Origin of the sequence: Aliiroseovarius sp., from assembly GCF_965228805.1 — a bacterium.
In the GTDB taxonomy this organism is placed as follows: Bacteria; Pseudomonadota; Alphaproteobacteria; order Rhodobacterales; family Rhodobacteraceae; genus JASBTN01.
Genome location: NZ_CBDDIE010000003.1, coordinates 3,422,695 through 3,434,557, shown reverse-complemented (window position 1 = coordinate 3,434,557; position 11,863 = coordinate 3,422,695). Strand labels below are relative to the sequence as shown.

Genomic DNA, 11,863 nt, shown 5'->3' with positions numbered 1-11,863 from the left:
CATGGCAAAATCATCAGGGGCATCAATCTTCCCCTCCCGCCGCGTGCGCCGCACCCCGTTTTACGAGGGTGTGACCGCCGCTGGCATGTCCGTCTGCACGGTCTACAACCGCATGATCCTGCCCTCGGTCTTCGAGGGCGAGGTCTATGACTATCACCACCTGAAGAAACATGTTCAGGTCTGGGATGTCTCCTGCGAACGCCAGGTGGCGGTGCAGGGCCCGGATGCGCGGCGGCTGATGGACATGCTGTCCCCGCGTGACCTGGACCGCATGGCGGATGATCAGTGTTACTACATGCCCGCGATTGACCGGGATGGCGGGCTGCTGAATGACCCCGTGCTGGTGAAACTGGCCGAGGATCACTTCTGGATCTCGCTCGCCGACAGCGATTACCTGCAATATGTCCTGGGCATCCGGGACGCGTTGGGTCTGGACGTGCGGGTTTGGGAGCCGGATGTGTCTCCGCTCGCCGTGCAGGGGCCGAAATCCGACGACCTGATGGCGCGGGTTTTTGGCGATGCCGCACGCGACATTCGTTTCTTCCGCTACAAGAAACTGGCGTTCGAAGGGCAGGAGTTCGTCGTGGCGCGTTCCGGCTATTCGAAACAGGGCGGGTTTGAGATCTATGTCGAGGGCACGGAAAACGGCATGCCGCTGTGGGACGCGCTCTTTGCTGCCGGCGAGGACCTTGAGGTGCGCGCCGGGTGCCCATCCACCCGCGAACGCGTCGAGGGCGGGCTGCTGTCCTATGGCAACGACATGGACCGCAGCAATACGCCCTATGAGATCGGGCTGGGCAAGTTCGTGAACTCGCCCCGGGACTATATCGGCAAGGCCGGGTTGGCTTCGCGCTCCGAACCGGAGCGGCAAATCCGCGCGGTCGAGATTGCCGGCGACGAGCTGACCCCGATCGCCGGTATCTGGCCGCTGCTGGCAGACGGTCGCAAGGTCGGTCAGGTTACATCGGCCGGTTGGTCACCGGACTTCAACACCACCGTCTCCATCGCCATGGTCGACCGCTCCCACTGGGACGCGGGCACCCGGCTGGAGGTCGAAACCACGGACGGGATGCGCCCCGCGACCGTGCATGAGAAATTCTGGATCTGAGGAGAACCCCCATGAAAGCCCTGATCGTACGCAAGGAAGGCGACGAAAAACCCGTCGCCGCCGTCGAGGACATCAGCGAGGACATGCTGCCCGAGGCCGAGGTCACGGTGGCGGTCGATTATTCCACCGTGAACTACAAGGACGGGCTCTGCGTCGGGCCGGGTGGTGGGCTGGTGCGCAAGTATCCGCATATCCCTGGGATTGATTTCGCCGGGACCGTCGAGGCCTCGTCGGATGACCGCTACAAGCCTGGCGACAAGGTCGTGCTGACCGGTTGGCGCGTGGGCGAGGCGCATTGGGGCGGCTACGCCCAGAAGGCCCGCGTGCGCGCCGACTGGCTGGTGCCGCTGCCCGACGGGCTGGACACGCGCCAGGCGATGGCGGTGGGCACGGCGGGTCTGACCGCGATGCTGGCGGTCATGGCGCTGGAGGATCAGGGGATGGAGAAGGACCACGGTCCGGTTCTGGTCACCGGGGCTGCCGGCGGTGTGGGCTCAGTTGCGACGGCGATCCTGGCCAACCTGGGTTACGAGGTGGCGGCCGTGACCGGGCGTCCGGATCAGGCGGACTACCTCAAGTCGCTCGGCGCCAGCCGCATCGTGGCGCGCGAGGAACTGACCGAGGTCACCCGCAAGCCGCTGGAAAGCGAGGAATGGGCGGGCTGTGTCGATGCCGTTGCCGGCGCCATGCTGGGCCGGGTTCTGAAACAGATGAAATACGGCACCTCCGTCGCGGCCATCGGGCTTGCGGGCGGCGCCGCCATCGACGGTGCGCTGATCACCCCCTTCATCCTGCGCGGCGTGAACCTGTTGGGTATCGACTCGGTCATGCAGCCCTATGAGAACCGCCTGCGCGCCTGGCAGCGCATTGCCAGCGACCTGCCGATGGACAAGCTCGACGCCATGGTGCAGCCCGCGACGCTGGCCGACCTGCCGGGCTTGGGCAAGGATATCCTGAAGGGCCAGGTCAAGGGGCGTGTCGTGGTGGACGTGAACGCCTGATGATTTGCGCGGCGGGGCTTGACCGGCCCCGCCTCCGGGTTCGAAGTTGGAAAGGTTAGCATCGCCGCAACCAACGGTGTGGGAGAACACGCAGGATGCGAGGATTGAACTGACGTTTTGGGAAGCCTTTGACAGCCGCGATTGATTTCTCCTAAAGGTTGACCTGCATTCATTGAAATGCAGTTGAATCTCCTTCGTTCAGGAATCTGGAATCCATGCACAAAACAGTTTTCACATTCGTCGTCTCAGTGGGCCTCATGAGCTCATCTATTGCAACGGCACAGGGGTTGACCGGCCCGCAAAAGAACGCGGTCAGATCTGCAAAAAGCTACCTGAGCTTTTCGGGTTTCTCCAGAAAAGGACTGATTGAACAGCTCTCGTCCCCCTATGGTGATGCCTATGATCGGCACGATGCAACGGTCGCGGTGGATAGTCTGTCGGTTGATTGGAACATGCAGGCGGTGGCGTCCGCTGAACAATACTTGAGCATCATGGGGTTTTCGTGTCGTGGGCTGATCGAGCAACTGTCATCTGATGCAGGTGACGGGTATACGGTCGAACAGGCCACGTTCGGTGCGCACCAAGCGGGCGCGTGCTAAATCTCAGGAGCGCGGACTGCGTCCCCTGTTTGAGAATGTGCAGCGGGGCTTGACCGGCCCCGCCGCCTGCGCCACAAGGTGCCCATGATCAAACTGCCGCACAGCATCGCCTATTATCCCCTGTTCTCATAGAACGGGTGGCAAGCATGTGCAGATGAAAGACCGCCCCGAGGGCGGTCTTTTCTTTCTCAGAACCGGGTCTCGGGGCCTGAGAAAGGACAAGAACGATGGACAATCTGACAATCAGGCCGGTGGCCGCGCGGGATCTGCGGGCGCTGGCAGATTTGGTGAACAGCCTGGCACGTCACCATGGCGACACCGCGCGGGTGACCCAGGCGGGGCTGGCGCGGGACTGTCTGGGGCAGGCGCCCTGGCTGCAAGTGCTGGTGGCCGAACATCACGGCGGGCTGGTCGGCTATGCCGCGCTTTGCCCGCGCGCCCGCATGCAGTTCGGGCAAAGGGGCATGGAGCTGCACCACCTCTTTGTACACCGCCCGCTGCGCGGGCAGGGGGTGGGGCGGGCGCTGCTGGCGGAAGCTGTGGCCCTGTCGCGGCGGCTGGAGGCGGATTTCCTGACCGTGGTGGCCGAGGTCGACAATGCACAGGCGCAGGCCTTCTACGAAGGGGCGGGGTTCGTCGGGGCAGAGAGCAGCGCGGCGCGATTTCAGATGGCGCTCTGACCCTCAACCAGGCGGCGTGCCCGCCCTGCGGGCGGCCACCCATGATATCTCGCGGGCGGTACGCCCGCTCGGGTGGGCGCCCTGCGCATCCGCGTTCCCTGGCGGCAGGCCGTGACGCAAAAACCGACCTTCATTGTCGCTTTCGGTTGGCGTCTGGTCCAATTCAACGGGCCAGCCCCCGGATATCGCGTTCAGATACTGGCCCCACACAACAAGTGGGGAGACAGTCATGTCAGATACAGAACCGACCGAATACGAGGTCGGTCAGGACAACATCCAGGTCATGGGCCTGGATATTCACAACCCGGTCTTCGGCATCTCAGGCCTGACGATCGTGGCGTTTGTTTTCTTTGCGCTCGTGTTCCGCGAACAGGCGGGTGAGTTCTTTGGCTGGCTGCGCCCCGCACTGACCAGCCGGTTCGACTGGGTGTTCATGCTGTCGGGCAATATCTTCGTGCTGTTCAGCCTGGCCCTGATCGTCTCGCCCTATGGCAAGATCCGCCTGGGTGGGGACGATGCGAAACCCGATTACAGCTACATGGGTTGGTTCGCGATGCTCTTTGCCGCGGGCATGGGCATTGGCCTGGTGTTCTGGGGCGTGGCCGAGCCGATCTCGCATTATGGCGCCTCGCTGGGCGGCACCGCCGCTGAAGGTGGCGCGCGCACCGACTGGGCGCCGCTGGGTGCGGCCGCGGGCGACCCGGAAGCGGCCCGCAGCCTGGCCATGGCCGCGACCATCTTCCACTGGGGCCTGCACCCCTGGGCGGTCTATGCAGTCGTGGCGCTTGCGCTGGCCTTCTTCAGCTTCAACCGGGGGCTGCCCTTGACCATGCGCTCGGTGTTCCAGCCTCTGTTCGGCAAATACACTTGGGGTTTCCTGGGTCATGTGATCGACGTGCTCGCGGTGTTTGCGACCATTTTCGGCCTGGCGACCTCGCTGGGTCTGGGCGCAAGCCAGGCGCTGGCCGGTCTGAACTACCTGTTCGGCATTCCCGTCTCCGACGGCATGAAGGTTTTCCTGATCATTGCGATCACCGCATTCGCGCTGATCTCGGTCGTCGCGGGGCTGGAAAAGGGCGTGAAACGCCTGTCCGAGATCAACATGATCCTCGCCGCGATCCTGGTCGTGCTGGTGGTCATTGTTGGTCCGACCCTGGCGATCCTGACCGGTTTCTTCGACAACCTCTGGGCCTATGCGGTGAACCTGCCGGCTCTGTCCGGGGTGATCGGCCGCGAAGACACCAACTTCATGCAGGGCTGGACTGCCTTCTACTGGGCCTGGTGGATCAGCTGGTCGCCCTTCGTCGGCATGTTCATCGCGCGCATCTCGCGCGGGCGCACGGTGCGTGAATTCATCACCTGCGTCTTGATCATCCCCACCGTCGTCGGTGCGATCTGGATGAGCGTCTTTGGCGGCGCGGCCCTGGATCAGGTCATGACCGGCGAGGGCGCGGCCCTGTCCGAGGCGGCGCTGGAGCTGAAGATGTTCACCATGTTCGAGGCCTTCCCGATGACCGGCATCCTGTCCTTCATCGGCATCATCCTGGTGATCGTGTTCTTCGTGACCTCGTCGGACTCGGGTTCGCTGGTGATCGACCAGATCACCGCGGGCGGCAAGACCAACGCACCGACCGCACAGCGTGTGTTCTGGTGCTTGCTGGAAGGCGCCATCGCCATTGCGCTGCTTCTGGGCGGTGGGCTTGGCGCGCTGCAGGCGGCCTCGATCGCGACGGGCTTCCCGTTCGCCATCGTGCTGGTCCTGATGTGCGTGTCGATCTTCCTGGGTCTGCGCCAGGAGAAGCGGGGCAAGTAAGCTCTTGCGAAGAAGAGATTGAAAGGGGCCCTTCGGGGCCCCTTTTTTGTGGACCCCTCGCACCGCGCAGCGGGGCGGCGCCTGCATTGACCTGGCAGGCGAATTCGGAACGAACTCTGCCGGGAGGGGGCCCTCCCCACAGGAGGGCGCATAACGCCGTTTCATCCCTCACGTCGGTTCCGGTTGCGCGGACGGGTTGCCTTACACTCTCGTTGCGAAAGCGGCCACCCAGGGTCGGCCGCCGCCCCGCTGCTTTCACCAAGTTCAATCCCATTTCCCCCTTGACCCTTGCCTCCCCGATGCTACCCATAACCCGTCCCGCATTCACGGGGCTGCGGGCCGGGGAGACACCGGGCCTTGCTGGCTGGAAGACCTGCCGGACTGGTGTGCCAGATCCGACAGGGATTGGGCGGGCGCACCCCGAACATGAAAGGACGACGGATGTCGCAACTGGATATCGACTGGGTGCGGGCGCAGTTCCCCGCGTTTGCCGAACCGACCCTGCAGGGCCAAGCCTTTTTTGAGAATGCCGGCGGGTCCTATACCTGCCGCCAGGTGATCGACCGGCTGACCCGCTATTACACTCAGCGCAAGGTGCAGCCCTATGCGCCCTATGACGCCTCGCGCCTGGCGGGCGAGGAGATGGACGAGGCCCGCACGCGTTTGGCCGCGATGCTGGGCGTCGACACGGATGAGGTCAGCTTCGGCCCCTCGACCACGCAAAACACCTATGTGCTGGCCCAGGCCTTTCGCCAGTGGATGAACCCGGGTGACGCGATCATCGTCACCAACCAGGACCACGAGGCCAATACCGGCCCCTGGCGCCGTCTGGCTGACGAGGGCATCGAGGTGCGGGAATGGCGGCTGAACCCTGAGAAGGGCAGCCTTGATCCCGCCGACCTCGACAACCTGCTTGACGACAAGGTGCGCCTGGTCTGCTTCCCGCATTGCTCGAATGTTGTGGGCGAAGTGAACGACGTGGTCGCGATCACCGCGCGCGCCCATGCGGCTGGGGCTTTCGTCTGTGTGGACGGTGTCAGCTACGCCCCGCATGGTTTTGTGAACGTTGGGGAAATCGGCGCGGATATCTACCTGTTCTCGGCCTACAAGACCTATGGACCGCACCAGGGCGTCATGGTGATCCGACGCGATCTGGGCATGACGCTGCCCAACCAGGCACATTATTTCAATGCGGACAGCCTCTACAAGCGCTTTACCCCGGCCGGGCCGGATCATGCCCAAATCGCGGCCTCGGCGGGCATGGCGGATTACATCGATGCGCTGACGGCGCATCACGGGATCGAGGGCGACGCCGCCACGCGCTGCGCGGGCGCCCATGACCTGATGCGCGCCCACGAGGTCGCTCTGCTGCAACCTCTGCTGGATCACGTGTCGGCCAAGAACTCGGTACGTCTGCTGGGCCCGGACCGGGCCGAAAACCGTGCGCCTACCGTGGCGCTGGACCTGGGCCGCGCCGCCGATCCGGTGGCCGCCGAATTGGCAAGCCACGGTATCATGGCCGGGGGCGGCGATTTCTATGCGGTGCGTGCACTGGAGGCCCATGGCATCGACCCCGAGAAGGGCGTGCTGCGTCTGAGCTTTACCCACTACACCCATGCGGATGAGGTGGCGAAGCTCATGGATGCGCTCGACACGGTGTTGTGAGCGGGCCGACGCTCCTCTGGCTGCGCCGCGACCTCAGGCTCGGCGATCACCCCGCGCTGACCCATGCGGCGGCGCGGGGACCGGTGATTCCGGTCTTCATTCGTGACGACGAGGTGCGGGGCTTGCCCGCCGCGCCTGCGCTGCGGTTGGAGGCGGCGCTGGGGGCACTGTCCAAGCGGCTCGAAGGGCTTGGCAGCCGGTTGATCCTGCGCTCTGGCGAGCCGGTCGAGGTGCTGCGTGGGTTGATGGCCGAGACCGGCGCGGATCTGGTGGTCTGGACCCGGCGCTATGACCCTCAGGGCAAAGAGAGCGGTGCGGCGGTGAAGGCCGCCCATCCGGCGGAAAGCTATCCCGGCGCCCTGCTGGCCGAACCCTGGGAGGTCAAAACCAAGACAGGCGGTGACTTCAAGGTCTTTACCCCCTTCTGGCGTGCCCTTTCAGCGCGCGGCATTGCCCCGCCGCGTCCCGCCGTGTCGCCCCCGGCGCCGTCCCAGTGGCCCGCCTCCGAGGCATTGGCCGACTGGCACCTCTCTGCGCCAATGAACCGGGGCAGGGCGGTCATTTCCGCGCACATTCGAGCCGGAGAAGAGGCCGCTCTGGCCCAGCTCGACACATTCGCCGGGCAGCATCTGGCGGATTACGGCGACGCCCGCGACCAGCTGGGGCAGGCGGCATGCTCCGGCCTCTCTGCCGCCCTGGCCTGCGGGGAGGTCAGCCCGCGCCAGGTCTGGTGGGCGGCCTCCGGCCAATCCGGGGCGGAGGCGTTTCAGCGCCAATTGGCCTGGCGCGACTTCGCCTGGCACCTGACCTGGCACAGCCCGCATATGCTGAGCGACAACTGGCGCGAGGGCTGGGAGCATTTCCCTTGGAACCAGGACGCCACCCGCCCCGAGGTGCAGGCCTGGATGCAGGGGCGCACCGGGGTGGAGATCGTCGATGCCGCCATGCGCGAGCTGCATTTGACCGGCACCATGCACAACCGCGCGCGCATGTTGGTGGCGTCGTATCTGACCAAACACCTGATGACCCATTGGCGCATAGGCGCCGAGTTCTTTGCCGAGCACCTGGTCGATTGGGACCCGGCCAACAACGCCATGGGCTGGCAATGGGTGGCGGGCTGCGGCCCTGACGCCGCGCCCTTCTTTCGCATCTTCAACCCGGAGACACAGGCGCAGAAGTTCGACCCCACCGGCGCCTATCGTGCCCGCTGGCTGGCACCCGACAGCGGCTTCTTCGACGCGGTGCCCCGGCGCTGGGGCCTTACCCCGGACATGCCTGCCCCGACACCCGTGATCACCCTCAAACAGGGCCGCGAGCGCGCGCTTTCCGCCTATCACGACATGCGAAACGGGCGGCAAGTTTACTAGGAAATGGGGTTGTGGTTTACGAATTTGGTCAGTGGCGTTCGAAGGTTGGGGAGAAACCTTCGACTTTCCAAAAAAGTGTCTCTGGCGCGTTGACCACGACGTCAGCGATTGGAATGCCGCCGAACACGAAACGCTCTTCCGGGATCGCCCAACAGCTTTCCCAAGTGTCTCCACTGTTCACAATCTTTCCTGACCGAATTTTTCCGGTTGCAAGGGGATCACTGTAACCTGGATGTGTCGCAACGAGGCGGAACGACCAACTCTCGATGGTTTTCCCCGAGTGATTGGTTAAGGTTATCAGAACCGGGTGAGAGGGCTTGCATCTCTGAGGGTTGTATTCTGCTGAGAGAACAAAGGGTTGAGTGCTTCGAGTTGTGGAAAGCGTGTTTCCCGCCAAGTCCGCGAAAGTGAACAGTAGCGCGAGAAGCAAGGTTCCCATTCCCCATATCACCAGAGCAGCTTTGGGGTTGTTCTTGAGAGCCTGGTAGATACCCGCAAACACGCCGGAAATTAAAAGCCAGAGGCCTCCTTGAGCAACGACTGTGCCAGCACGGAATGACGGTTGTACCTCTTCAGGAATGTCTACAAGGCTTTTTAGATACGCATAAACGAAAGTGCCGAGGACAATCACAAGTATCCAAACTCGGTGGTTCATAGCAATCTCCTACAACTCTGAGGGTATCACTTCAGGGCTTTATGTCCAAAACTTGCCTGAAACGCCCGTTTTCGCTTAGCATTTCCCCATAAAGGGGGGAAATGGCATGATCCTGACCAAGACCGAAGGCCAGGAGGATCTGCCGCGCTATTTTGCGCAGGTGTTCGACCTGGCCGGTCGCCTTAAGAACGGACGACTTGATTTCGTACTGCCCGACGGGCGGCGCTTTCGCGCCCATGGGCAGAACCCGGGCTTCGTGGCGGAACTCCACGCCCATGACGACGATGTCTTCGCGCGCCTTGTGCGCGAGGGCGAACTGGGCTTTTGCGACAGCTATATCGAAGGTGGCTGGACCACGCCTGACCTGCAGGCCTTTCTGGACCTGATCCAGGACGACAATGAAGAGCTCTACAATGGCTTTCCCGGCATGGCACTGGTGCGCGCCTATGAACGGCTGCGCTTCTGGCTGCAGCGCAACACCAAGAAACAGGCGAAAAAGAACATCTCGGCCCATTACGACCTGGGCAATGATTTCTATGCGCTCTGGCTGGATGAAAGCATGACCTACAGCTCGGCCCGTTTCCGCACCGGGCAGGAAAGCACGGAAAAGGCGCAGGAACAGAAATACGCATCCATGGTGGATCAGATGGGGGTCAAACCCGGCGATCACGTGCTGGAGATCGGCTGCGGCTGGGGTGGCTTTGCCGAATATGCCGCGGGCAAACGCGGGCTGCGCGTGACTGCGCTGACGATCAGCCAGGAGCAGCATGACTATGCGGTCGACCGCATCGCCCGCGCGGGCCTGTCCGACCGGGTCGAGATCCGCATGCAGGATTACCGAGACGAGAAAGGGCATTATGACGGCGTCGCCTCGATCGAGATGTTCGAGGCAGTGGGCGAGAAATACTGGCCGGTCTATTTCGACACGGTGCGCCGGGTTCTGCGGCCCGGAAAACTTGCCACGCTGCAGATCATTACCCTGGCTGAGCATCGCTTTGAAAGCTACCGAAAGGGTGTTGATTTCATTCAGAAATACATCTTCCCGGGTGGCATGCTGCCGTCAAAGACCGCGCTGAGGCACGAGATCGACCGCGCGGGGCTTGCCCTGCGCAACCAGATCGCTTTCGGTGAAAGCTACTCGATCACGCTCAGGCGCTGGCATGATACGTTCAACACCCGCTGGGACCGGGTGCAGGCCATGGGGTTCGATGACCGGTTCCGGCGTATGTGGAATTTCTATCTGACCTCTTGCGCCGCGGCCTTTCACAGCGGAAACTGTGACGTGGTACAGGTAACCATGGAGAACCCGGCCTGAGACGTCACGCGGATCGGCGCCGGGCCGATGAGAGGGAGCAGTGACATGCCGACAGCGGCGAAACTCGTGGGGGCCATCTGCCTGGCAGTCCTTGGCTGGGTCGTGGCCGACCTGATCAAACCGCTTTTGCCCGAAGGCACACAGGTGGGGTTGTTTTCACCGATCTCGGCCGCCTGGGGGTTCATCGTTGGCTGGCGGTTCACCGGCAAGCGGCTGGGCGATGGCACCGGCAGTTCGGTGGGCATCGGCATGGGCAGCATCTTTCTGTTGGGCTTCTGGGTGCTTTTGAGCTTCTCCGGCTATGAAATGATCCGCCTGTCGATGCGCCTACGCTATGACGGGCCGGTTGAGGCGTTGCAGGACATGTTCCAGATCGGTGTCGACTACCTGTGGACGGCGGCGACGCCTGAAGTGATCGGCACACTGCTTGCAGGCGGGCTGATCACTGGCGTAGTTACCGGACTTGCCGCGCGGCGCTGGAACTGACTCTGGATATTGAGAGGCCCTGATGGATCTGTTCTTTTACGGAACTCTGCGGCATGCGCCGCTGTTGAAACTTGTCCTGGGCGGGGAAAGCCGGGCGCAGATGCAGCCCGCGTCGCTGGCCGGTCACAAGGTGTCCTGGGCCGACGGGCAGTGCTTTCCGATGATGCATGCCATGCCTGGAGCCACGGCGCATGGTGTTCTGGTCACCGGACTGAGCGATGAGGACATCGCGCGGCTGGATTATTACGAGGGCGGCTTTGCCTATGAGCTGCGCGATGTGGAGCTGTCCACCGATGCAGGCCCGGCCAGGGCCCAGGCTTGGTTCCCCGAGGAAGGTCATTGGACGCCGGGCGATCCCTGGCTGCTGGAAGACTGGGCCAAGATTTGGGGCGAAATGACCGTGCACGCGGCGCGTGAGGTCATGTCCTATTACCCCGAGGTGCCCGCCACCGAGGTGCAGAAACGTTTCACCATGATCCGCATGCGCGCCGACAGTCGCGTGCGCGCGGCGACCTCGGTGCCCAGCACCGTGCGCGGCCGTTTCGGGGCAGGGGACATCGACACGAAACGCGCCAGCCGCCCCTATTCCAACTTCTTTACGCTGGAAGAACATGACCTGTCCTTCCGTCGCTTTGATGGCTCGATGAGCGAGGTGGTGAACCGCGCGGGCTTCGTCGGCGGTGACGCGGTGACCGTGCTGCCCTATGACCCCGTGCGCGATGTGGTGATGGTGATCGAACAGTTCCGTTTCGGCCCGCATCTGCGCGGCGACGCGAACCCTTGGGTGTTGGAGCCCATTGCGGGCCGCATCGACCCGGGTGAAACGGCAGAGGCAACCGCGATCCGCGAGGCGCAGGAGGAAGCCGGGCTGGAGATCGGCACGTTGCACCACGTCGCTGACTATTACCCCAGCCCCGGTGCCGTCAGCGAGTTCCTGATGTCCTATATCGCCATTGCGGATCTGCCCGACACCGCGGCCGGTTTGGGCGGGGTGGACCACGAGGCCGAGGATATCCGGTCCCATGTCATCTCCTTTGACCAGCTGATGGAACTTGTACCCACGGGCGAGGCCGGATGCGGACCCTTGGTCCTTTCTGCGCTCTGGCTTGCGCAAAACCGTGATCGGCTGCGCGGCGGTGCTTGAAACCCCGATGGCGCGGCCTTATCCCTGTGG

11 protein-coding genes are annotated in these 11,863 nt (G+C 63.4%); 10 read left to right on the top strand and 1 reads right to left on the bottom strand.

Annotation, left to right across the window (positions count from 1 at the left end; all coding sequences use genetic code 11):
• The first annotated feature begins 1 nt into the window (after nucleotide 1).
• The 7 genes from ACO07D_RS18040 (at nucleotide 2) to ACO07D_RS18010 (ending at nucleotide 8,233) form a co-directional block, all read left to right on the top strand.
• A complete protein-coding gene (locus ACO07D_RS18040) occupies nucleotides 2–1,108 on the top strand; it encodes a dimethylsulfoniopropionate demethylase (RefSeq protein ID WP_421704317.1) in 1,107 nt (368 codons plus the stop codon).
• 11 nt (nucleotides 1,109–1,119) lie between these two features.
• A complete protein-coding gene (locus ACO07D_RS18035; protein ID WP_421704316.1) occupies nucleotides 1,120–2,109 on the top strand; it encodes an MDR family oxidoreductase in 990 nt (329 codons plus the stop codon).
• A 215-nt stretch (nucleotides 2,110–2,324) separates the two neighbouring features.
• Nucleotides 2,325–2,708, top strand: coding sequence for an Ltp family lipoprotein (locus ACO07D_RS18030; RefSeq protein ID WP_421704315.1), 384 nt, complete (start codon nucleotides 2,325–2,327; stop codon nucleotides 2,706–2,708).
• Between the two features lie 227 nt (nucleotides 2,709–2,935).
• The gene (locus tag ACO07D_RS18025; RefSeq protein ID WP_421704314.1) at nucleotides 2,936–3,388 is read left to right on the top strand and encodes a GNAT family N-acetyltransferase; all 453 of its coding nucleotides are present in this window, start codon (nucleotides 2,936–2,938) and stop codon (nucleotides 3,386–3,388) included.
• Nucleotides 3,389–3,617: 229 nt separating this feature from the next.
• Nucleotides 3,618–5,201, top strand: coding sequence for a BCCT family transporter (locus ACO07D_RS18020; protein ID WP_421704313.1), 1,584 nt, complete (start codon nucleotides 3,618–3,620; stop codon nucleotides 5,199–5,201).
• A 441-nt stretch (nucleotides 5,202–5,642) separates the two neighbouring features.
• A complete protein-coding gene (locus tag ACO07D_RS18015; protein ID WP_421704312.1) occupies nucleotides 5,643–6,866 on the top strand; it encodes an aminotransferase class V-fold PLP-dependent enzyme in 1,224 nt (407 codons plus the stop codon).
• On the top strand, nucleotides 6,863–8,233 hold the full coding sequence (locus ACO07D_RS18010) for a cryptochrome/photolyase family protein (protein ID WP_421704311.1): 1,371 nt from the start codon (nucleotides 6,863–6,865) through the stop codon (nucleotides 8,231–8,233). The genes ACO07D_RS18015 and ACO07D_RS18010 overlap by 4 nt, the downstream gene beginning before the upstream one ends.
• Nucleotides 8,234–8,261: 28 nt before the next feature.
• On the opposite strand, the gene ACO07D_RS18005 is transcribed toward ACO07D_RS18010, so the two are convergent.
• Nucleotides 8,262–8,888: a hypothetical protein gene (locus ACO07D_RS18005; protein WP_421704310.1), complete on the bottom strand. Its 627-nt coding sequence runs from the start codon at nucleotides 8,886–8,888 to the stop codon at nucleotides 8,262–8,264.
• A gap of 106 nt (nucleotides 8,889–8,994) precedes the next feature.
• Between ACO07D_RS18005 and ACO07D_RS18000 the strand changes: the two genes are divergently transcribed.
• The 3 genes from ACO07D_RS18000 to ACO07D_RS17990 are packed head-to-tail and all read left to right on the top strand — an operon-like array spanning nucleotide 8,995 to nucleotide 11,833.
• Nucleotides 8,995–10,203, top strand: coding sequence for a class I SAM-dependent methyltransferase (locus ACO07D_RS18000; RefSeq protein WP_421704309.1), 1,209 nt, complete (start codon nucleotides 8,995–8,997; stop codon nucleotides 10,201–10,203).
• A 45-nt stretch (nucleotides 10,204–10,248) separates the two neighbouring features.
• Complete coding sequence (locus ACO07D_RS17995; RefSeq protein WP_421704308.1) at nucleotides 10,249–10,689, top strand: TrgA family protein; 441 nt, start codon at nucleotides 10,249–10,251, stop codon at nucleotides 10,687–10,689.
• A gap of 22 nt (nucleotides 10,690–10,711) precedes the next feature.
• Nucleotides 10,712–11,833 carry an NUDIX domain-containing protein gene (locus tag ACO07D_RS17990; RefSeq protein ID WP_421704307.1) on the top strand — a complete coding sequence of 374 codons (1,122 nt, stop codon included), beginning with the start codon at nucleotides 10,712–10,714 and terminating at the stop codon, nucleotides 11,831–11,833.
• Nucleotides 11,834–11,863 lie beyond the last annotated feature (30 nt).